Consider the following 21023-nt stretch of genomic DNA (forward strand, 5'->3'; position numbering starts at 1 on the left):
TTTCCAGGCCTCAGTCAAACCGAAGCCTGGAATTCAACCTGAATATTATTTATCATCCACTTCTTTTTGCAGCTTTTTCTCCAGTTCTTCCAGTAGTTTCGCTGGATCATTATCATTATAGATAACACTGTCTCTCAGGCTGGTGAGCTCATCGGACATCTCGCCTGCAATAGACGTAAGAGCAGGATGACCGGAATCTGGTGAGGCTGCAACTTCCAAAACGGTGTCATAGACCTGATCGTTTTCCCATTCAATGGCGTCAGATTTTTCTTTCCAAATAGAGATGGATCTCCAAGTATTGATGTTGTCTGCCAGAACTTCATCTGTATTTCCATATAGCGCAAAGTTAATGGCGGCCTGCGGGTTCTTAGCACCTTTCGGGACCATATATACGTTCGTCCCAAACACTGTCGCTTTTTCTCTTCCCTCAGGAGGACTAGGAATAGGTGCCACCCGGTACTCTGTATCGGGGGAATAAATTTTTAATGCATTGGCGAACCAGTTACCAGTAATCGTCATCCCTACCTTTCCTGTCATAAATGGATGGTCAGGTGAGAAGGATCCTCCAAATCCGGATGTGAAAGACTTTATTTTTTCAGGATCATATTTCTGAGCGTAACTGTCCATCCAATTATAGGCATCTACTAAAGGTTGTTCATTTATCGTTACCTCTTTATTCTCTGGATCAAAGAAATTAGCTCCAAAAACCCAGCCCCACAAAAACGGTTCATCACCGGCATCAAGCCATGGAATAAATCCTAATGTTTCAATCTTTCCATTTTCAACCTCCGTTAGCGCCTCTGCTGCAGCATCAAGTTCTTCAATTGTTGTAGGAGGGTTGTCAGGATCTAAACCAGCGGCTTCAAACATTTCTACATTGTAATAAAGCATGTTTACATTGGAGTCTTGGGGAAGTAAGTATGTTTTGCCATCCGGCTGCTTCATTAAATCACGGAAACCATCTAAAACACTATCTTCTTCAAATCCGGCTTCTTCCAAATACTCATCGATTGGCTCCAAAGCACCCTGAGCAGCGAGGCCATATGCAAGGTTATAACCATCTCCATCTGTTACAACCAAATCTGGAGGGTTCCCGCCACTTATCGCCGAGAGCAACTTCCCATTATCAATACCGCCGCTTGGAGGGGCGTATATGGCTTCAATATTGGCACCAGTCGACTCTTCATACTCAGCTATTCTGGATTTATCCCATTTTTCAGAGTCACCGCCCCAAGGATACCAGTACGTAAAATCGCCGTTCCCATTACCTTCAGCACTATTGCCTGATGCTTCATCTGAGCCTCCACCCGAACAGCCTGCCAGAATCAACATCGCTATTAACATCGAAACAAAACTGCCAAATAACCGTTTTCTTTCCATGATTTCTCCTCCTTCAAATATAAAGCAATTAGTTATTATTACAGCTTGCCTATACAATAAAAACGAATGAATCACCATGAAGATGTATGGATGCAAGAGTGATCGCCTTTCTCCTTCATACACTTACTTACTGTTGCTTTCGTATAAATAGAAATAACTCGAAGGTCAAGCGGAATGGGAATGAAACTTGGCAGGTATGTATCTAGATGATGAAATATGTAGAATAGCAGGATAATAAATGATGATTCCGTTGTCCCTCTTCCCCTCAAAGTCACCCCCTTTAATCCCTGTGTTTTTAGTCATTCTCTTTTCTCAAATTTCATGTCCAGGTAAAAATTCTGGCTAGGCTGTTCTGTAAGTTCTTTGCACGACTCCCTGATAATTAATTCCATTCCGGTTATATGCGTTTTTTCTGCTTCAGTCCCTTTAATGGTCTGAATCACACTAGCAGTCAGTTGTTTCATAGTTTCCTGAAAATCGATTTTCAATGTAGTTAATGGCGGATGACAATAAGCACTTAGCAGATGGTCATCTATGCCTATAATAGATATATCATCCGGCACTTTAATGGATCTCTCTTTGAGTGCTTGAATGGCTCCAAAAGCTACACTGTCATTTGCAGCAAGGATTGCTGTTGGCAGTTCAATGTTTTTCTGCAGCAAGCTATTGATTGCCTGATAGCCACTTTCTTTATTAAAGTCGCCCCCCATCATGATCCATTCCTGGTGGATCTGCAGCTTATGCTTCTTCATTCCTTCCACAAATCCCTCATAGCGTTGAAGTCCAGAGATTCTATTCAAATCACCATTTATCAACCCGATTTCTTTGTGTTTAAGCCCAATCAGATATTCGAGTGCTGCCAATGCGCCATTTTTATTATCGAAGTTGAAATTAATCCGATTTAACTGTTCTTCTGGAGGCCTTTCCTGGTCTAAGATTCCGATGATAAAACCTTCATTGATTAATTCTTCGATGACAGGCTCATCATTTTTCGCCCCAATTACTATTCCTCCATCCACTCTTCTTTGATGAAAAATTTCTCTCACTTGTTTTCTGGAGTCTGGATAATCAATGTCTCTAATCACTACAGTCAAGACATAATAACCATAATCAGCGGCGCTCTCAATCACATTGGTAATTAAAAAATTTGTAATGGCATCATTCGAGATATGGCCATTATCCAACAAGATCAATACAATGGTGCCCGTCTTCTTTCCTGCTAAAGCCTGGGCGTATAAGTTGGGATAATAATTATTTTCCTGGATTACTTTGAGTACTTTTTGCCTCGTGCTATGCGGCACATTCGGGTAATTGTTAATCACTCTACTAACCGTACTCCGCGATACACCGGCTAAGTTTGCAATTTCTGTACTGTTTATTTCTTTCATTTTTTCTCCCCCGGCTTTAAGATGATAACTTTCATAAACACGCGTTTATACTAACTAAAAAATTTTGTAAGCCAGACACATTTTAAGGATTGGGACTTTACATTTATGAACACGTGTTTATTTTGTTGTAAAAAAATTTGTTGTTTTTATGTTTACATCAGGTTCATTCTAGATTTTAGTGTGAACACGTGTTTATTCTAATTCTAAAAAAAACCTCCTTTTATTTCGCTCTTCTAATAAAACACTCACTTTGTTAACGCTTACAAAATTGTTATGACCAATATAATTTATTAAGTACCCAGTGTCAACAGCTTATTGAAATAAAATACAATATTGTGCTTCGACAAAAAACGAGTATTGAGACTCGAAGTAGATCTTCTAGTATAATTCTCCGTCCACCATGGTGGTTCTTATATATTGAACTTCTATCATACTCACTGGGGAACATCTAAAAACCCTTTATCCCCTTCTACCTGGCTTTCTTGAGATTGAACAATACTATCTTTTTTGAAGGAAACGAATGTAATCACTATGGCACGTCTGTAAAGAGTATCCCCTAATTCTTCTATTCATTGTTATCGCAAAATATTATGATGTTTGTAGAAAAACAGCAACGTAACTTTGTCGAATTATCGATTTTAATGCAAAAAGTTCTCGACATAAAAAATTAAGCTTTTAAACAAAATTAGTTTAAAAGGGGCTATCATGTTAAGCAATTTTTAATATCTCTAAAATATATTAAAGATTTTCTGCCTCTTTAATTTATTGGAAGTTTTTATTGTTTTCTTGTTTATCTGATTAGATTTATATGAAAGACTCGGTGTTTTAGCATTTAATACTGATATTTATTCTCTTACTCAAAAATCATTGCTACTTTTCCTGAAAAAATTACACTTCTCATAGAAAAAGGGAACATAAGTCCCCTTTCCCTTCCACTACCTAGCCTTACCTCGAGAATTAGATTTAGCCCCACCCCTTCTTTGCTCATCCGGGCGTTTTTTACTTGGGTTTGTTGGGGCAAAATTCTTCTTTCTATGTTCCTCAGACATGGTGAATCCTCCAGCCTAATAAGGATTTGGTTCATTAAAAATACTAATTGAACCAGTTTTTTTATCGTTGCCTGAGTTGAAAGATTTATTCATTCACTCTAGCTCCTGCCAGCTCTGACAAGCTTCCCTTCCTACAGAACAAATGCCATTCAACAAAAATCGACATTAACATTCGAAATTATCTATAAATTTGTTCAATTCACACAAAAAATGTGTTAATATGACAAAGTCTTTTTATTACTAGAAGGAGGAATATCTGCAATTTACAACTAGATAGGAAAACTTACAAAAGAGAAAAGAGGAAGATTTTATGGCGCAGATGCTGGCTTTAGCACTTATTATATTGATTCTTTTTATAGGGGAAATTGTTTCAATTCGTACGAAGGCTTGGATTCCTTCGATATTTATTAGTGGATTATTATTTCTGATTGGTTACTGGACATTCTTCCCGACTGAAATCGTGGCGACTGCGGGAGTCCCGCCTGTAGTGGCTTCGATGTTGATTTATCTGTTGATTACAAACATGGGAACATTATTGTCTATACGGGAATTAAAACAACAATGGCGTACCGTGCTGATATCATTGGCGGGAATACTTGGTGTAGTCGTGATTTTGTTCGCGATCGGCACCTTGCTGTTCAGTTTTGAAACGGTCGTCGTGGCTATCCCGCCTTTAGTAGGTGGAATCGTATCCGCTTTGCTTATGTCTGATGCTGCCTCAGCTGCAGGTTTGACAACATTGTCTGTGTTCGCCGTGGTTATTTACGTCGTACAGGGGTTTGCGGGCTATCCGTTAACATCCATCATGTTGAAAAAAGAGGGCAGACGGCTGCTTGGCAAATATAGAAACAACGAATTGACCGAGAAAAAAATGGCTGCAACAGAACAGCCTGATGAACAGCAGGAATTGAAGTTGTTCTCTAAATTACCGGCACAATATAACACAGAGTTCTTCAAGTTTTTCCGGCTTGCTTTAGTCGGTTACCTGGCTTACCTGGTTTCCACATTAGTTGCACCGCTTTTTGAAATCAGTCCTTTTGTGCTTTGCTTACTTTTTGGTATTATCGCCCGGAGCATTGGCTTCTTGGAACGTCACCCGCTTCAAAAAGCAAACGGTTTTGGTTTTGCCATCATGGCATTGCTGCTTTATATTTTCGACGGGCTAAAACGGGCTACTCCGGAAATGATGCTAGAGATCCTTTATCCGCTAGTCGCCTGTATCGTGATTGGGATTATCGGTATGTATCTGTTTTCGTTTATCATGGGAAAAATCCTGAAAGTCAGCAAAGAAATGGCTTTTGCTGTTTCCTTAACTGCTTTATACGGCTTTCCTGCCGATTACATCATCACACAGGAAGTAATCGAATCCCTGACAGATGATGAAAAAGAACGTGAAGTCTTGACAAGTCATATGCTGCCGTCGATGCTTGTGGCAGGATTTGTGACGGTGACGATTGTTTCCGTTATCCTGGCCGGAATTTTTGTCGGCTTCTTATAAAAATAAACTATTAGCAATAACCGATTACGACTCACATTTACATGCATGAACACCGACAGGAGGAATACAAAAATGACAAACGAGACATCATTTTATGATAAATTGATGAAAGATTTCGACAATAAATTGACCCATTCAGGAGTGAACGGCAATCGGATGGCCGAGCGCCTAGACGAATTATCGGCAATTGGTTTCACCGATTTAGGCGGAGTTAAACGCCCGGGGTACTCCGATGAAGAAAAACGTGCCAAAACGCTGGTGAAAAAATGGATGACAGAAGCAGGGTTGACGGTAACAGAAGACGGTGCCGGCAATGTTACCGGCCGGCTTGACGGTCAAAACAACGACGCCAAACCGATTGCGTCCGGCTCCCATCTTGATAGTGTTCTGAATGGCGGGCATTTCGACGGACCCCTTGGCGTTTTATCCACCTTGGAAGTAGTGGAGTCCTGGAAAGAAACCAATTATACCCCTGAAAAACCTTTTGAAATGATCATCTTTTCAGACGAGGAAGGCTCCCGGTTCAACAGCGGTTTGACCGGCAGCCGGGCGATGACAGGAACTGTCAGTGACGCAGAGCAAGAGTCGCTTCGTGATTATAATGGCGAAACACTGGAACAAGTCCTCGAGCATTACGGCAGCTCGCTTGAAGCATTCAATCAAGCAAAACGTGATGTCAGCGAGCTTGAGCTTTTTGTGGAAGTGCATATCGAACAAGGATTGAAACTGGAACAAGCTGATCAGCCCGTAGGCATTGTCAGCGGAATCGCCGGTCCGGCCTGGCTTGAAATCGAATTTACCGGAAAAGCAGGACATGCAGGAAACACCCCAATGATCGGCAGAAAAGATCCGCTTGTCGCGGCCGGGGAATTTGTCCATAAAGTACCGGAATTCCCAGGGCAATTTAGCGATACGGCTGTAGCAACCGTAGGGAAACTGGATGTTTCACCGAATGGCATCAACGTCATTCCGGAAAAAGTAACTTTACATGTCGATGTCCGGGACATCCAGGAAACAACCAGAAATGAATTACTCGACCGCCTTGTCCAGGAAGCAAACGCCATTGCGGAACGGCACGGCGTGCAAGTTACCAGTAAACAAAACACAGATGTTGCCCCTGTCCCGATTCCGGAAAAATTCCAGGACATGCTTGCGGCTTCGTTAGAAAAACATGACATTGCACCGATCCGCATTCCGAGCGGAGCCGGTCATGATGCCATGATTCTCGGCCGTACCATCCCGGTAGCGATGCTGTTTGTCAGAAGTAAAGACGGCATCAGCCATAACCCGGCCGAATGGTCTTCTTTGAATGACTGTGTAATGGGAGTTCATGTGTTAAAAGATTTCATTGAACAAGCGATGAACCAATAATCATAAAAAGCAGCCGCCCATAATTGGACGGCTGCTTTTTTAGACCACTTTACCCGATTAAATTTTTCTCCACTTTTCCATCTTTGATGACAACCTGGATGGTATCATGATCAGCAAGGGAGTAAATATCCTCCAGCGGATTCCCTTTTACGATGATGAGATCTGCCAGCTTGCCTTCTTCAATGGTGCCTAGCTTATCTTCCCAGCCCAGGCATTCGGCAGCCGTTTTGGTGGAAGCCACGATCGTTTCCATCGGCGACATACCGGCTTCAGCCATTAAGCCAAGTTCCCTTAAATTCGTGCCGTGCTTCATCACGCCGGCATCGGTACCCATGGCGATTTTCACGCCTGCCTGATAAGCTTTGGTGAAGCTTGCTTTATGGTATTCAATCACTTCTCTGGACTGTTCCACAGCGCTGTCAGGCATCCCGACATCTTTTGCTGTTTCCAGTACGGCAACCGGTGCCAGCAAAGTAGGAACAAGATAGGTGCCGTTCTCCAGCATCAGTTCAATCGCTTCGTCATCAATAAAAATACCATGCTCAATCGAATGAACCCCTGCTCTGACCGCATTTTTAATGCCTTCTGCTCCCTGGGCATGGGCCATTACTTTGACCCCTTTACGATATTTCCCTTCTTCAACAATCACTTTCAACTCTTCGAGGGAAAACTGGGTGAATTCCGGATGATCGGTAGCGCTCAATACGCCGCCTGTCGCATGGACCTTAATGACTTCTGCACCTGCCCGCAGCATTTCACGCGTTTTTTTCCGGACCTCTTCCACCCCGTCGCAAATTCCATTCGGCATACCCGGATAACCATTCGGGAGTAGATCGACGACATTGCCTGAAACGGTATAACCATCGCCATGACCTCCTGTCGTCGTCAAGGCATTAATGCTGAGCTGCAGCCGTGGACCGGGAATCAATCCATCGTCGACCGCTTTTTTCACGCCCCGGTCTGTGCCGAGTGCGTCCCTTACTGAAGTAATGCCAGCATTCAAAGTCGTTTTCAAGTACTCCGCACCTTTGTAGTACATATAGGAAAAAGGCGTTTCTAACTTCTGGGCAACCGGATGATATTCCATCATCATATGTACGTGTGTATCAATCAGGCCAGGCAAAATCGTTCCTCCCTGGGCATCGATTATTTCTTCACTGCCTTTAGTTTCATAGCCGGATTCTGGACCCTTGTATAAAATCTTCATTCCTTCCACTACCACAATCTGGTCTCTTAGTGGTTCCCTGCCATTGCCGTCTATTAATAAGCCATTTTTTATAATCTTTATAGACATTTTCTTCCTCCTAGTATGCTATATGTATAAATTCATTCAACTTAACAATTATAGCAAACTTTGAAAATTTCTGTCTATTTGACTCGAACATTCGGTTCTACTGGCCAAGAAGAGAATTCTTATAAATCTATGGTAGTGAAAAACTGAAGCAATTCTATGATAGTTGAATATCTAGTTTAAATAACCATTTAATAAGTAAGAAGGCGTAGGGCTGCTTCCCATACGCCTTCGATCAGGGAACTTATATAAACTTGTTCAGACAGTTTATGTTCATAAATTCTTTACGTCAACAAAATATTCATGAACGGATTATTCGACCGGAATGAGCTTTACCCTGGCTCCTGATTCAATATAGTCACCATTTTCCGCATAGAAAACATAATCCCCACTGCCATATTCATCCCCTAAAATAGTGTTGACTTTTAAACTGCCATCTTCACTGTACACGACAAAGTTTGAACCATCCCCTACATTTGTGACTTGATACCTGCTTTCCGGAATATCGTGACCTACCAAAAATTGACCGGCCAGGAGCTCAATAGGCTCTTCTTTTTTCTCAGCTATCCCTTTAGTTAGTTTTTCAAGTACCGTTTCCTTCTCTTCCACTTTCGCACTTAAAGATTTTAATTCAGCTTTTTTGTCATCTACCTGTTTGGATAGGTCGCCATTTAACGATTCTAATTCAGCTTTTTCTTCTTCCATTTTTCCAGCCAGTTTCTTCTTTTCATCTTCAAACTCTTTCATTAGTTGTGCTTCTTGATCCTTGAATGTCTTAGATAACTCATCTATTTCTTTGACAATACCTTCTCGTTCGTCAATTAAATTCATCGTTTCTTCTATCTCTTTTTGTTTATCATTTAACTTAGCTTCTTCTTCCTTTATTGATTCTTTCAGGATCGCTAATTCGTCTTCGTCCTGTTTCAATTCACTTTCTTTTTCGTTCACTTCAGCTTCAAGGTCTTGTACTTTAACCTTTAATTCTTCATAACTGACCATCTCTCCATCTAAGGCTCCCTTAGCCCCTGTACCACCCATCAAAAAAGAGACAATAAAGAAAATAAACAAAAAAACCAATACTCCAACACCTATTAAAAGCTTCTTCCATCCAAAGAACTTTTTCATTTTTTTATTCCCCTTTTCCATATAGTTCTTCTGCAGCAGCAAGCAACGTGGAGTTTTTGCATGTAGGTTAACATAGCGCTTCCTTAGAAAGAGAATCTATACAGCGCGACCAAACAACCGCTTACATAAATTTATGTCTTTAACCAGGACCTTTAGACCATATACCGAAAACACTAACCAAATACAGACTGTGATAGAATAGAAAAAAAGCTCTGGAGGGAAAAATGTCATGAAAATCAACTTTACCAAAAAGCAGTACAAGCATTTATTGGACATGCTCTATTTAGGTGACTGGTTGGCTAATTCTTCTAAAGGAAAAGGGGACCAAGTGGAAGAGTATGAAGAAATGTTACAATACGTCTGTTCTTTTGCCAAAAGCTTTGGCTATGATGATATCATTACGTTTGACAAGACATTTGATAAATACTACCCGACAAAGCAGTATGAAGAAGAGCTTCAGCCGTTGATTGATGAAAATGATGATGCGGTATTCTGGCTGCAGCTGAGCGAGCGTCTGGCCAAAAGAGATGTGGCTAAACAAGGGGAAAAGCTGATGGACCCAAATACCCGGCTTAAGCGAATATTTGAAGAAGAAGGAAAGTATGAAACGGAATTCGACCAAAACGGCATTGAAAATCTTGTCATTAAAAAGAGCAACGCTAAACAATAAGCGTTGCTCTTCCGACATTGATCCCTTCACTTCACAATCTTCCTAATAAATGAGAAAAACTCCACACGCACTCTAACTCCTACAAACAAACATATCCTTTCCCATCCTCAATCCGGATTTCCGTCCCAAAAGGCTGCGACAACTTCTGAATCCGCTCCAGGACAGTTTCGTTTCCCGATAATTCAGGCCAGCCTTTCCGATACCTCGGTTCATCGAAGCCCAAATCAATTGGCTGCAGCTCGATTTGGACAGCGCGGTCGCCGGACCAGACGATTTTGGCAATCACCGACTCCCAGACAAACGGATTGACGCCCAATCCCTTGGTACCGTCGGCGCTTCGTTCATCGTAACCGTCTGCAACAGAGGCATCTTCGTCTAATCCGTACTTATCAAAGAAATCGCGGGGGAGATGGCTGACGGAATCGTTTTGGAAAATAAAATTACCCAAGCTGTAAAAAATCGGTCTGCCTTGATACATTTCGATGCCGCGCACAACGTGTGGCCCATGGCCAAGGATGCAATGGGCACCGGCATCGATCAAGCGCCTGGATGCTTCCTGGAAAAAGTCTGCCGGTTTGTTTTTGTCTAACCCTTCCATCTCATGGGAGTGAAGGCTGACAAGAACATAATCAGCCTGCCGCTTCGCTTCCTCGACAGCCCTAGTCAGTCTGGCCATGTCATCCGGATGCGGCCACCGTTCTTTATACGTCTTGTCCGCCACTTTGAATTTCCTGCCGGCAAATAAGAACACATCATCCTGTCCGGCCGTCGAAAAGCCTTCTTTCCGGTCCAATTCCTCCGCCGCGTCAAGGTGTGTCTCGTCGGAGACGGAGATCAAGACGTCAAGCTCTTCTTGTTTTATGTGGATTACTTCTTCAAAGCGGAGCGGATTGACTCCCGGCCGTCCCTGTACATGGTGATTGCCATTTCCGGCAATCCAGAAATCGCGGAAAGTGGAAGTTGCTCCGATCAAAGCCACCCTGCCATCCTTCGTTTCTATGTAGCGCGGTTCGGCTGCGGAAGCGAGTGTCTGTCCGGCTCCAGCGTGTACCATGTCCCGCTCGTCCATTGCTTTCTCCGTCGCTGTCAAACCGCCGTATAAATAATCCATCGTATGGTTATTTGCCCAGTTATATAGATTGAATCCGTAATATCGCAGATCATCCAGCACTGCCGGTTGTGCCATTGCCCAGGTACCTCCACTGAAGGGAGATGGATAGCCTTCCTTGTCATGTGTGGTAATCTCCAGGTTGGTAAACCGGACTTCACTATCTGCCAGCCATTGTTTCAACCCGGCGGCACGGGCATCCCTGTCCGGAAGACGGCGGGATATGAAACTATCCCCGGTCATCATCATTTTCATGTTTCTGCCTCCATCTGACGGCACGCTATTTTAAAGGGAAACCTTGCCGTTTGATAAAGTCGGTCAAATTGGCTCTTCTTTTTTTAGCAAAATATGCCGACATCTGTTTTCCCCAGCCGTCTGTTCTTTTGCCGTTCGTCCGTTTCGTATAGTAATCAGCTGATATTTGTTCGTATTCAGCTAGTTGCGATTCCAATTCATCCGTCTGGTAGTATTCTTCATGGTAGACAGCCTGTTTAACCATTCTCGGTTTTTGCCATGGCTGCTGGTCTGGATAGCCGATGCACATTCCCATTACAGGGACGGTCCATTTGGGCAGTTTCAGCAATTTGGCGACCTCCGCAGCTTCATTGCGGATGCCGCCGATCATGACGCCGCCAAGCCCGTAAGAACGGGCGGCAAGCAGAAAGTTTTCTGCAGCTAAAGCGGTATCGACCGAACCGACAAGCAGGTTTTCGATTTCTTCCACTTCGAAGGCTGATCCGTTTTGTTCACTGATCACCGCATGCCGGTAAAAATCCATCACAAACACGAAGAAGACCGGACATTGGCCAATATAGCGCTGGTTGCCGCATAATTCCTGAAGTTTGTCTTTGGTTGACTGGTTACGGATGCAAATAATACTGTAAGCCTGCACGTTGTGCGAAGAGGGAGCCCAGCGGGCAGATTCGACGAGATCATCGATGACCTGCTGTGGAACGGGTTTGTCCTCAAAACGCCTGATCGAGCGGTGGCTCTGTATTAATGTCCTGACTTCCGGTGAAGTGATCATGCCTGAGTCTGACCAGCCTTTTCTGCTACGGGCTTGATCAGCCTGCCATAACCTTGTTCGCCTGTAATTTCGCCATCTTTCATGACGACCTTTCCACGGACGATTGTTTCCGTCGGCACACCTTTCACAGCAAACCCGTCAAATGCTGTCACTTTACTCTTGCTGTGCAGGTCTTCCCGCTTGATCACCATGTCCTTGTCCAGATCAACAATGGTGATATCGGCATCCGTGCCGGCTTGCAAGGAGCCTTTTTGCGGATAGACCCCAAACAGTCTGGCAGGTTCTTCCGCCATCAGTCGGACGAAATCCGTAATCGTTATTTTCCCCTCATTGACCGCATTGAGCATCAATGGCGCCATCGATTCTACGCCGCACATGCCGGCTGGGATCGACCAGAGGTCGCCGTCTTTTTCTTCTTCGGTATGTGGTGCATGGTCGGAACACACATGGGAAATAGTTCCGTCTGTGATGCCGCCCCAAATCGCATCCTGGTCCTTCTTATATTTGACCGGGGGATATACTTTCATCTGCGGACCGACTTCCGGGTAATCCTCATTGGATAAGAATAAGTAATGCGGGCATGTTTCGACCGTGACAGGGTATCCGCCGGCCTGCGCTGTCCGGACTGATTCGAGTGCTTCTCCGGAACTGACGTGCAGCACATGGAAACGCACCCCTGTCGCTTTCGCCATCTCGATCCCCGTGTTGACGGTTAACAGTTCGGCTAGATTCGGTCTTCCGGCGACAAGGTCTTCATACGTGCGTCCGCCTTGTTCTTCAACACGGTTGGTGAGCTTTTGGATTAAGTCATTATTTTCCGCATGAACGGCAAACAACTTTCCGGTCTTAGCCACTTCCTCCATCATTTCGTAAACATCGCCGTCATCAAATGGCGGAATCACATTCTCCATTCCAGGCTTGTAATTGTACATCAACTGAAAGGTTTCCTTGTGGACCGCATAGCCCCAGAAAAATTTAAACCCAATCACGCCTTTTTCATTTAGTGCCTGGATGTGTTCCAAGTTTAAAGAACCAAGGCAAATCCCCCACAGCCCGAAATCAACGTATGCTTTTTGCTGAAGGTTTTGTTGCTGAAGATCAAAATTTTCCGGACTATTAACCGGAGGAGTCGTGTTCGGCATTTCAAATACTGAGGTGATACCGCCAGCTGCGGCTGCGCGGGTAGAATGGGCAAAGTCCTCCTTGTAAGTCGGGCCGGGGTCACGTGAATGGACATGGGTATCGATCAAACCCGGCATTACATACTTGCCTTTGGCATCGATCACTTGTGCCGATTCGCCTTCTAAGGTTTCGGTGGTGACCGCCCCGATTTTCTCATCTTTCACATAAATATCTGCTTCAAATACATCTCCATTGCTTACTACTTTTCCGTTGATGATCTTAACATCCCAAGTCATAGCTTCTCCTCCTGCCGTTTATATCAAAACTGATCCAATCAAATCATTGATGTCATCTATCCCATGTTCATCCATATAATCCTGCATCTCTGCCAGAATATCGGTTAAAGCAGTCGGCTGAATAAAGCTCGCCGTTCCCACCTGGACCGCACTTGCCCCGGCGATTATCATTTCGATCGCATCTTTGCCGGACATGATGCCGCCACAGCCAATGATCGGCAGTGAACTGACTTGTGCGACCTGGTAAATCATCCGGACAATGATCGGTTTAACCGCAGGTCCGGAAAACCCGCCCATCACATTGCCAATCTTCGGCTTTCTTGTTTCTACATCGATCGCCATCGCCAACAGCGTGTTTGCCACATTCAGTCCATCGGCTCCCCCTTCTTCCGCCGCCAGCGCGATTTCCTGAATGCTGGTGACGTTCGGAGTAAGCTTGGCAATCAAAGGCCGGTCCGTCACTTTCCTTGTTTCCGCAATTAACGAACGGGTCACATTTGCATCCATTCCGAATGCCTGTCCGTTACCTTTCAGATTGGGACAGGAAATATTCAACTCCAGTGCCGCAACACTGTCATGGTTCCCCAGAACGGAGGACATCTCTGCGAACTCTTCGACCGACTCTGCCGAAATACTAGCAATCAGCGGGGCATCGTATTTTTCAAAAGCGGGGATTGTATGCTTCAGGTAATAATCCAACCCCTTGCTCTGGATACCGATCGAATTGATCATCCCTGCATTCGTTTCACACACGCGGGGTTTCGCATTGCCCGGCTGTGGATATTTGGTAATGCTTTTCGGGACAATCGCTCCAATTTTATTGAAATCGATGGCCTGCTCCATTTCGGCGCCGAATGCCCCCGAAGCGGGCATGACCGGATTTTTCAGTGTCAGTCCTCCAATTTTCACTTCCATGTTTTTATACTCGATCATTCGATCACCACCTTATCAAGCGGGAAAACCGGTCCGTCGATACAAACGCGCACAGATTTCAGTGCATCATTTTCCCTGATATCGCAGACACAGGCATAACACGCCCCCATCGCACAGCCCATATGTTCCTCCAGGGCAATCTCCCCAGGTATGCCATGGATTTCGGCGATCGTTTGTGACAGCCTGGAAAGTCTCCGCGACCCGCAAGTGTACATGCTGTCAATTTTGTGATTTGGGAGAATGTTCGTTTCGATGATATGACGGACGCTCTCTACATCGCTTGTGCCGTCTTCCTCTGTCACTTTGTAAACATCTGCGCCAAATTCTTCGAGATATTCAGCAGCCAGCAAGTCTTCTTTTGTCCGGGCCGATAGTACGGCCACACAATGGGTGTTCTGCAGGAAGGCAGCCTGGGCCACTGCCGCCAATGTCGCGATGCCGACTCCGCGTGCAACAAGCAGGATCGTCCCGGCCTGTTTATAAAGTTCAAACCCTTTTCCAAGCGGCCCCATCATGTCGAGGGTGTCACCTTCCTGGATCCGGGTCATTCCCGTCGTTCCTTCGCCTTTGACCAAATATAAAAATTCGATGGTATCTTCATGGATTTGGTAAACACTTAACGGACGTCTCAGAAACGGGCTATAGTTATCTGCACAACGGATATGAAAAAACTGGCCTGGTTCAACAGCGCACGACATCATCGAGGTGTCTACGACCATGTGCCAGTAGCGTTCGCTGACCTGCCGATTGGAAAGTACCGGTGCCTTGTATTGTTTCATGAGCATGCCTTCTCCTCTTTAACACCGGCCAGCTTCATGACGGCCTGTTCTAAAACATCCGCTCCTATGACAAAGTCCTCGATTGAAGTGAATTCCGCCGGATTGTGGCTGATGCCTTTGTAGGATGGAACAAAGAGTAAGCCTGTCGGGCAAATCGCAGCCATGTTCATTGCATCATGGCCTGCCCCGCTTGGAATGGACAGTGGCTCAATGTTTAAGTCTGTACAAGCAGCCGCCAAAGTTTCCTGAACTCCGTCGTCCAGCAAAATCGGTTTTTCCTCACTTAACACATCAATCGACACGCTAACCTGTTTTTCTGCTTCAAGCTGTTTGCTTTCTGACTCGATCGCTGTGACGACCCGCTGTTTGGAGGCAACATCCAACCCTCTGATATCTACTTTGAATTCCACTCTTCCCGGGACAACGTTCATGGCTCCTGGAAAGACATCGAAAACACCGACAGTCGCAACCGTTTTATCCATTTTCTCTTGTTTGGCAGCTTCCTCAACCGCCAGTACCAGCTTAGCAGCTGCGGTCAATGCATCTTTGCGCAATTCCATGGAAGTCGTTCCGGAGTGCGCTGACATTCCCTCTACCGTCACTTGCAGCCTTGTTGGAGCAGCAATCCCGGTCGCAATCGCCACCTTCTTGCCTGTCTGTTCCAGTTCCTGTCCCTGCTCGACATGCAATTCAAGAAAAGCATGCAGTTCTTCTTTTTGCCGCTTGGCGTTGGCTAATTTCGAAATAGGGAATCCCGCTTCCTTCATGGCGTCCGCAAGCCTGATTCCCTGCTTGTCTGTTGACCTTCTAGCAGCCTCTGCAGTCAGCATGCCGGCCATTGCCTTGCTGCCGATCGTGGACATGCCGAACCTGGACGATTCCTCTGCAGCAAAAGCGATGACTTCAACCGGATGGTCTGTTACCACTTTTTTGTCGTTTAAGCGGCGGATAATTTCCAGTCCGACAGCTACTCCGCCCGCACCATCATATTTTCCTCCCGTGTACACCGTATCGAGGTGGGAACCAACCGCAACAGCAGGTGCATCCTTGAACCGCCCTTCTCGTCTGGCGATCACGTTCCCGGCTTCGTCCACCCTTATTTGCATGCCTTCTTTGGCACAATACTCCGCAAACATGTCCTGCACTTGTCTTTCTTCTATTGTATAGGCCAGCCGCTGCATGCCGTCAGCAGTATCCCCTATCGAATTAAACGCATTGAGTGTAGCTTGAATTCTTTGTTTCGAATCCATATCCCTCATCCTTTTTTTGGTTTTTCTTCACCTTACTTTTATTTTCCCAAAGAACGGAGGGGATTTCTTTGTCTGGAAGGACATAAAAGTTCTTCATTTTTCATCTAAACCGATAGTCATTTTTCGTAAAATTATGAATTTTCAAGCCGATCTGTAAGTTCAGTTTATCCTCGGTATTCTTCACATTAAGGTTGGTGATCATCTTGATTCTTTGCAGCCGGTATTTCATCGTATTGATATGGATGTATAATTCGTTTGCCGTTTTTGACAAAGATTCGTTGTTGTTGAAATACGTGGTCAGCGAGTGGACCAGTTCCAAATCATGCGTTTTATCATATTCGATCAGGCTTCCGATCGATTCATTGTAGAATTTCCTCACTTCTGAGACATTATCGATTTCTGCCAGAAGCCGGTAAAAACCAAGCTCTTCATAGTAGATGATATGTTTGTCTTTGTATAGATTACGTCCTAACAACACAGCTTGTTGGGCCTGTTCATAACCATCTCTTATCTCGCCGATGTTCTTGGCAGCCCGGCTGACACCTATATAAATATCCCCGGCTACCCCGCTCTGCATCTCACCGAGGATGGCCTGGAGGTCGGCATCGATTCTTTCCGCTTTTTTCCCTGCCGACGGATAAAGGAGATAGAGACCGTTTTGGACAGCCCCAATGATGATGTCGTCATCAATCCGGGCACAAATCAACTCGAGCCGGTTCATGATATCGGAAATAAACGTAATCCCTTTTTCCCGCTTCGTGAACTCGATTGTCGTGAAAATATACTGCTTGTCGACATCAAAGCCGTACATCTTGCCTTTCTCCAGCATGGCCGCCTCGTATTGGATCTGGGAAAACAACAAGTCCTTGAAAAAGTGGCTTTTGTATTGCTGTTCCAGTTCATAGGAAGCTTTTTTCCTCATGAACTCCAACGACAAAATGGTATCGGCCCGCTCCAGAATCGCCAGATCCACTTCCAAAAAGTCGGATGCCACGCCGATGCAGGTGATCGCCCCGAGCACCTGGCCTTCAATGATGACAGGAGCAATCAGGCAGTCCTGTTCTGCCTTGACATTCTCGTTCCATCTCGACATCCTGACCGGACGCTGGACCATCTCCAGTTCTTTCTTTTGATCCCCGGTAAGCGGGCTCAGACCGTCATCCCCGGACGGAATCTTCAGATAAGGAACAAAGCTGTCTATCCTTATCTCATGTTTCATCAGGTTGGCCAGTGTTTCGGCCAGTTGACTGATGCCGCCTTTGCTGTTTTTGATTTCATCGAGCAGGCGGTATGCCAATTCCAAATCTTCCCGGATGACGACCTTTTCATCAAAAATGACATTCATGACAGGCGATAGGATATCGAGGTAGCTGACGTTTTCCGGAATCGTCAAAATTGGGAAATCATATTTATCTGCTTCAGCCAAAATAACCTCCGGAATATCATCAATGAACCGGTGCGGCTTGATCGCCAGAGCTGAGGTTCCTTTGTCATGGAGTTCTTTAACCAGATTGTTGATCGCTTCCATATCGTCTTTGATCGGATAAAGGCTGGTCAGCATGAGCTCTTTTCCTTTCAACCAGCGCACGATATCCGGTACTTCCATAATCGTCACATAATCAAGCGAACGGTCCAGCCCCTTACTGCCGGCGATGACCGTACACTGTTTCAACCCACCGATTTTCATCGCCTGTCTTAACGTGATTGCCATTTACATCCCACCTAATCTTGTAGTAACTCTACCAGGAACAAAGAACTTTCAGGCACATATGTGATGATCAAAAGCGCGATAACATTTACAAGGAAGAAACGCATCAAACCTGGCAGCATTTCGACCATGTTCAATTTCGTGATTGTCTGCGTAACAAAAATATTGATACCAAACGGAGGGGTGTACATACCGACAGCCAGATTGGCGATCATGATCACACCAAGATGGACTGGATCCACTCCCATCGACAATGCAGCCGGATAAATCAACGGAGCTAAAATAGTAATCGCAGCCACCCCTTCCATAAACATCCCCAATATAAGCAGGACGATATTAATTAATAGAAGGAAAAGAACGACAGAATCGATATTTTGCGCAATATAGCCGGCGATTTGCTGAGGCACTCCTCCGCGTGTCAAAATCCAGCCGAGCACCTGAGCGGCTGCCACGAGCACCAATACTTGCGCGGTCGTGATTGCCGAATCGACCAGTGTATGATAAAAACTCTTCCAATTCATCTCTCTGTAAATGACAACACTTACAAAAAGGGCATATACAGCCGAAACTCCCGCAGCTTCTGTCGGAGTGAAAACCCCGGAGTAAATACCTCCAAGAATGATGACCGGGATTAAGAGCGCCCAGAAAGCCTTGGCAGTCGCATCGACCACCTCTTTGCCGGAGGCACGCTTGTCCTTTGGAAGGTTATTTTTTTTGGCGTAGAAGTAAATGTAGGCAATCGAAGACAGACCGTAAATAACCCCGGCCCCGATACCTGCGATAAAGAGGCTGCCGACTGAAACGCCTGTCACCGATCCAAATATAATCAAAGTAATACTCGGAGGGATAATCAATGATACGGCTCCTGAAGACGCCAACAATCCCGAAGCAAATGATTTATCGTACTTTTTCCGGAGCAATTCCGGGTACATAATCTTTCCAATTGCGATGACCGTAGCCGGGCTGGAACCGGATAAAGCACCGAAGAACATGCTTGACACCTGGGTGGTCATCGCCACACCGCCTGTTATATGGCCGACTAAAGCACGCGACCAGCGAAGAATCCGTTTTGACAGTCCGCCGACATCCATGATGTTCGCCGCCAGAATGAAAAAAGGCAATGCCATTAACGCAAATTGATCCAGACCACCGAAAAGCCGCTGAATTAAAATCATCGGCTGAATATCGCTCAACAGGATGACCGACAGAAAGGAAGATAATCCCAGAGCAACGAAAATCGGGGTGCTGGAAAAGAGAAAAATCATAATCAAAACCAATAGTAAACTAACCATTATCGATACCCCTATTCTTGTATAATGTCTCTTGAAGTTTCTTCTATATGCGGTCTATTCAGGATGATGTTCACGAATCTGACGATCAAATGCAGCAAGGACAACGCTGCCCCCACCGGGATGGCCAGGTAAACCCAATATAGCGGAATTTGCAATGACGGCGTAATTTGGCCTGTCTGCTTTGTAAACATTACCAATTCTATGCTGAACCAAATCAAAAGAATCATAAACGCCATCGAAGCAAGGGAAATGAATAGTTGCAACCCTTTTTTCACTTTTCCTTTCAGAAGATCGAGGACAAAATCCACTCCCACATGCAACCCCTTCCGGAAACAGACACTTGCCCCGACAAAAGTAATCCAGATCATGACATAACGGATAAATTCTTCTGCCCATGTCGTATTTGCCGAAAATACATAACGGAGAATAATATTGACAAACAGCAAAACCGTTACCGCCAGCAATCCGACCGCAATGCTGGTCTCCTCTATCTTTTTCAACACTTTCATATGTACACGCTCCTTCCCGTTTAAATGTAAACAATATGGTTTTAAGGGACTACCATGCAGGCTAGCCCCTTAAAATCCTGTTATTACTGATTGTTCACTTCTTCAATCTTGTCATAAATTTTCTGCAGCAGTTCCTGTTGTTCCGGAGTGTTATAATGCTCTTCATGAATTGGAAGAGACGCTTCCCGGAATGCCGCTATTTCTTCATCAGTGAGTTCATAATAGTTAACACCTGAGTCAATGATGTTCTGACGATACTCGTCTTCCGTATCAGCCAGCGCTTCTCTTGCTGTTGTGCGCCCGGCTTCTTCAGCTGCAATAATGGTTTCCTGCACGGAAGCAGGCAGCCCTTCGAACCAAGACTGGTTGGTAAGCAGCACGTAAGCCATCAATCCATGATGACTCTCGATGATTGTATCTTGTACTTCATGGTAGTTGTTTAAGAAGATCGTCTGCAGCGGATTCTCCTGTCCATCTACTACTCCCTGCTGCAAAGCGTTGTAAAGCTCTGCATATGGAACCGGAATCGGGTTGCCGCCCCATTCTTCATACTGAGCAAGCAATATCGGCGATTCCATCGTTCTCATCGTGACACCATCGAAATCAGATGGCTGATGGATTTCCACTCCGTTGGTAGTGAACAATTTATATCCACCAGGCCAGAAACCAAGCCCTTTAAATCCGCCTTGTTCAAGTGTGCCGAGAAGTTCATCGCCTACCTCACTATCAAGCACTTGATACATTTTCTCTGTTTCCGTAGGGAACAGATACGGCAAGTCCACCGCTTTGATATCATCAACAAAAGGAGATACAACAGCAGATGGCTGCATCGTTATATCGATTTCACCAATCTGTGTCCCTTCTACTTGCTCGCGAAGACTGCCCAGCTGCAATGCCGGATAAAGTTCAACCGTCACTTTGCCGTCTGTCTCTTCTTCGACCACTTCTTTAAATTTCAGCGCACCCTCATGTTCCGGACTATCTACCGGTTGGTTATGACTGAAAGTTATCGTAATCGGATCATAGTCCCCTTCTTCCCCACCGGATTCCTGTGTTTCTCCTGAACTAGAGCCATTCCCACCACAAGCTGCCAGAACCAGTAGTGATAGAATAGAAAAAATGAGCATTGCTAGATTCTTCTTCTTAAACACTTCACATTCGCCCCTTCTAAATTGAAAAATTTTACCCTTGTTTTCTATTTTACAAAAAAATTCAGACATTTTCTTT

General features: G+C 45.0%; 17 protein-coding genes. 3 read left to right on the forward strand and 14 right to left on the reverse strand.

The features are described from left to right. Window positions 1-45: 45 nt before the first annotated feature. Complete coding sequence (locus CZ434_RS11730; protein WP_077623313.1) at window positions 46-1380, reverse strand: ABC transporter substrate-binding protein; 1335 nt, start codon at window positions 1378-1380, stop codon at window positions 46-48. A gap of 299 nt (window positions 1381-1679) precedes the next feature. Further along, the gene (locus CZ434_RS11735) at window positions 1680-2768 is read right to left on the reverse strand and encodes a LacI family DNA-binding transcriptional regulator (RefSeq protein ID WP_077623314.1); all 1089 of its coding nucleotides are present in this window, start codon (window positions 2766-2768) and stop codon (window positions 1680-1682) included. A gap of 1359 nt (window positions 2769-4127) precedes the next feature. Between CZ434_RS11735 and CZ434_RS11740 the strand changes: the two genes are divergently transcribed. Together CZ434_RS11740 and CZ434_RS11745 are read left to right on the forward strand one after the other, a co-directional pair. Further along, window positions 4128-5315, forward strand: a complete 1188-nt coding sequence (locus tag CZ434_RS11740; protein ID WP_077623315.1) for a hypothetical protein — start codon at window positions 4128-4130, stop codon at window positions 5313-5315. A gap of 72 nt (window positions 5316-5387) precedes the next feature. Further along, the gene (locus CZ434_RS11745; RefSeq protein WP_077623316.1) at window positions 5388-6686 is read left to right on the forward strand and encodes a Zn-dependent hydrolase; all 1299 of its coding nucleotides are present in this window, start codon (window positions 5388-5390) and stop codon (window positions 6684-6686) included. 49 nt (window positions 6687-6735) lie between these two features. Here CZ434_RS11745 and CZ434_RS11750 read toward each other — a convergent pair whose 3' ends face one another. Further along, window positions 6736-7980 carry a metal-dependent hydrolase family protein gene (locus tag CZ434_RS11750; protein ID WP_077623317.1) on the reverse strand — a complete coding sequence of 415 codons (1245 nt, stop codon included), beginning with the start codon at window positions 7978-7980 and terminating at the stop codon, window positions 6736-6738. A 309-nt stretch (window positions 7981-8289) separates the two neighbouring features. After that, complete coding sequence (locus CZ434_RS11755) at window positions 8290-9102, reverse strand: coiled-coil domain-containing protein (protein ID WP_077623318.1); 813 nt, start codon at window positions 9100-9102, stop codon at window positions 8290-8292. A 229-nt stretch (window positions 9103-9331) separates the two neighbouring features. Between CZ434_RS11755 and CZ434_RS11760 the strand changes: the two genes are divergently transcribed. Continuing rightward, the gene (locus CZ434_RS11760) at window positions 9332-9772 is read left to right on the forward strand and encodes a hypothetical protein (protein ID WP_077623319.1); all 441 of its coding nucleotides are present in this window, start codon (window positions 9332-9334) and stop codon (window positions 9770-9772) included. A 79-nt stretch (window positions 9773-9851) separates the two neighbouring features. On the opposite strand, the gene CZ434_RS11765 is transcribed toward CZ434_RS11760, so the two are convergent. From CZ434_RS11765 to CZ434_RS11810, 10 genes are all read right to left on the reverse strand, one after another. Beyond that, the gene (locus CZ434_RS11765) at window positions 9852-11135 is read right to left on the reverse strand and encodes a CapA family protein (RefSeq protein ID WP_077623320.1); all 1284 of its coding nucleotides are present in this window, start codon (window positions 11133-11135) and stop codon (window positions 9852-9854) included. Window positions 11136-11160: 25 nt separating this feature from the next. Next, window positions 11161-11907, reverse strand: a complete 747-nt coding sequence (gene nfsA, locus CZ434_RS11770) for an oxygen-insensitive NADPH nitroreductase (RefSeq protein ID WP_077623321.1) — start codon at window positions 11905-11907, stop codon at window positions 11161-11163. Then, on the reverse strand, window positions 11904-13325 hold the full coding sequence (allB, locus tag CZ434_RS11775; RefSeq protein ID WP_077623322.1) for an allantoinase AllB: 1422 nt from the start codon (window positions 13323-13325) through the stop codon (window positions 11904-11906). Before allB ends, nfsA begins: the two co-directional genes overlap by 4 nt. Before the next feature lie 18 nt (window positions 13326-13343). Beyond that, window positions 13344-14258, reverse strand: coding sequence for a dihydroorotate dehydrogenase (locus CZ434_RS11780; RefSeq protein ID WP_077623323.1), 915 nt, complete (start codon window positions 14256-14258; stop codon window positions 13344-13346). Further along, window positions 14255-15037, reverse strand: a complete 783-nt coding sequence (locus CZ434_RS11785; RefSeq protein WP_077623324.1) for a dihydroorotate dehydrogenase electron transfer subunit — start codon at window positions 15035-15037, stop codon at window positions 14255-14257. Before CZ434_RS11785 ends, CZ434_RS11780 begins: the two co-directional genes overlap by 4 nt. Continuing rightward, window positions 15034-16287: a Zn-dependent hydrolase gene (locus CZ434_RS11790; RefSeq protein WP_077623325.1), complete on the reverse strand. Its 1254-nt coding sequence runs from the start codon at window positions 16285-16287 to the stop codon at window positions 15034-15036. Before CZ434_RS11790 ends, CZ434_RS11785 begins: the two co-directional genes overlap by 4 nt. A 100-nt stretch (window positions 16288-16387) precedes the next feature. Next, on the reverse strand, window positions 16388-17998 hold the full coding sequence (locus tag CZ434_RS11795; RefSeq protein ID WP_077623326.1) for a PucR family transcriptional regulator: 1611 nt from the start codon (window positions 17996-17998) through the stop codon (window positions 16388-16390). Between the two features lie 11 nt (window positions 17999-18009). After that, entirely contained in the window at window positions 18010-19287 is a 1278-nt protein-coding gene (locus tag CZ434_RS11800) for a TRAP transporter large permease (protein ID WP_077623327.1), read from the reverse strand. An 11-nt stretch (window positions 19288-19298) separates the two neighbouring features. After that, the gene (locus CZ434_RS11805) at window positions 19299-19796 is read right to left on the reverse strand and encodes a TRAP transporter small permease (RefSeq protein WP_077623328.1); all 498 of its coding nucleotides are present in this window, start codon (window positions 19794-19796) and stop codon (window positions 19299-19301) included. 83 nt (window positions 19797-19879) lie between these two features. Beyond that, on the reverse strand, window positions 19880-20947 hold the full coding sequence (locus tag CZ434_RS11810; protein WP_245830978.1) for a TRAP transporter substrate-binding protein: 1068 nt from the start codon (window positions 20945-20947) through the stop codon (window positions 19880-19882). Window positions 20948-21023: the final 76 nt, after the last annotated feature.

It is taken from the genome of Sediminibacillus massiliensis (assembly GCF_900156915.1).
In the GTDB taxonomy this organism is placed as follows: Bacteria; Bacillota; Bacilli; order Bacillales; family Amphibacillaceae; genus Sediminibacillus_A; species Sediminibacillus_A massiliensis.

What these genes read in the sequence shown, in the direction of transcription:
- CZ434_RS11730 (WP_077623313.1), bottom strand. Translation starts at nt 1,380, where the DNA reads ATGGAAAGAAAACGGTTATTTGGCAGTTTTGTTTCGATGTTAATAGCG.
- CZ434_RS11735 (WP_077623314.1), bottom strand. Translation starts at nt 2,768, where the DNA reads ATGAAAGAAATAAACAGTACAGAAATTGCAAACTTAGCCGGTGTATCG.
- CZ434_RS11740 (WP_077623315.1), top strand. Translation starts at nt 4,128, where the DNA reads ATGGCGCAGATGCTGGCTTTAGCACTTATTATATTGATTCTTTTTATA.
- CZ434_RS11745 (WP_077623316.1), top strand. Translation starts at nt 5,388, where the DNA reads ATGACAAACGAGACATCATTTTATGATAAATTGATGAAAGATTTCGAC.
- CZ434_RS11750 (WP_077623317.1), bottom strand. Translation starts at nt 7,980, where the DNA reads ATGTCTATAAAGATTATAAAAAATGGCTTATTAATAGACGGCAATGGC.
- CZ434_RS11755 (WP_077623318.1), bottom strand. Translation starts at nt 9,102, where the DNA reads ATGAAAAAGTTCTTTGGATGGAAGAAGCTTTTAATAGGTGTTGGAGTA.
- CZ434_RS11760 (WP_077623319.1), top strand. Translation starts at nt 9,332, where the DNA reads ATGAAAATCAACTTTACCAAAAAGCAGTACAAGCATTTATTGGACATG.
- CZ434_RS11765 (WP_077623320.1), bottom strand. Translation starts at nt 11,135, where the DNA reads ATGAAAATGATGATGACCGGGGATAGTTTCATATCCCGCCGTCTTCCG.
- nfsA (WP_077623321.1), bottom strand. Translation starts at nt 11,907, where the DNA reads ATGATCACTTCACCGGAAGTCAGGACATTAATACAGAGCCACCGCTCG.
- allB (WP_077623322.1), bottom strand. Translation starts at nt 13,325, where the DNA reads ATGACTTGGGATGTTAAGATCATCAACGGAAAAGTAGTAAGCAATGGA.
- CZ434_RS11780 (WP_077623323.1), bottom strand. Translation starts at nt 14,258, where the DNA reads ATGATCGAGTATAAAAACATGGAAGTGAAAATTGGAGGACTGACACTG.
- CZ434_RS11785 (WP_077623324.1), bottom strand. Translation starts at nt 15,037, where the DNA reads ATGAAACAATACAAGGCACCGGTACTTTCCAATCGGCAGGTCAGCGAA.
- CZ434_RS11790 (WP_077623325.1), bottom strand. Translation starts at nt 16,287, where the DNA reads ATGGATTCGAAACAAAGAATTCAAGCTACACTCAATGCGTTTAATTCG.
- CZ434_RS11795 (WP_077623326.1), bottom strand. Translation starts at nt 17,998, where the DNA reads ATGGCAATCACGTTAAGACAGGCGATGAAAATCGGTGGGTTGAAACAG.
- CZ434_RS11800 (WP_077623327.1), bottom strand. Translation starts at nt 19,287, where the DNA reads ATGGTTAGTTTACTATTGGTTTTGATTATGATTTTTCTCTTTTCCAGC.
- CZ434_RS11805 (WP_077623328.1), bottom strand. Translation starts at nt 19,796, where the DNA reads ATGAAAGTGTTGAAAAAGATAGAGGAGACCAGCATTGCGGTCGGATTG.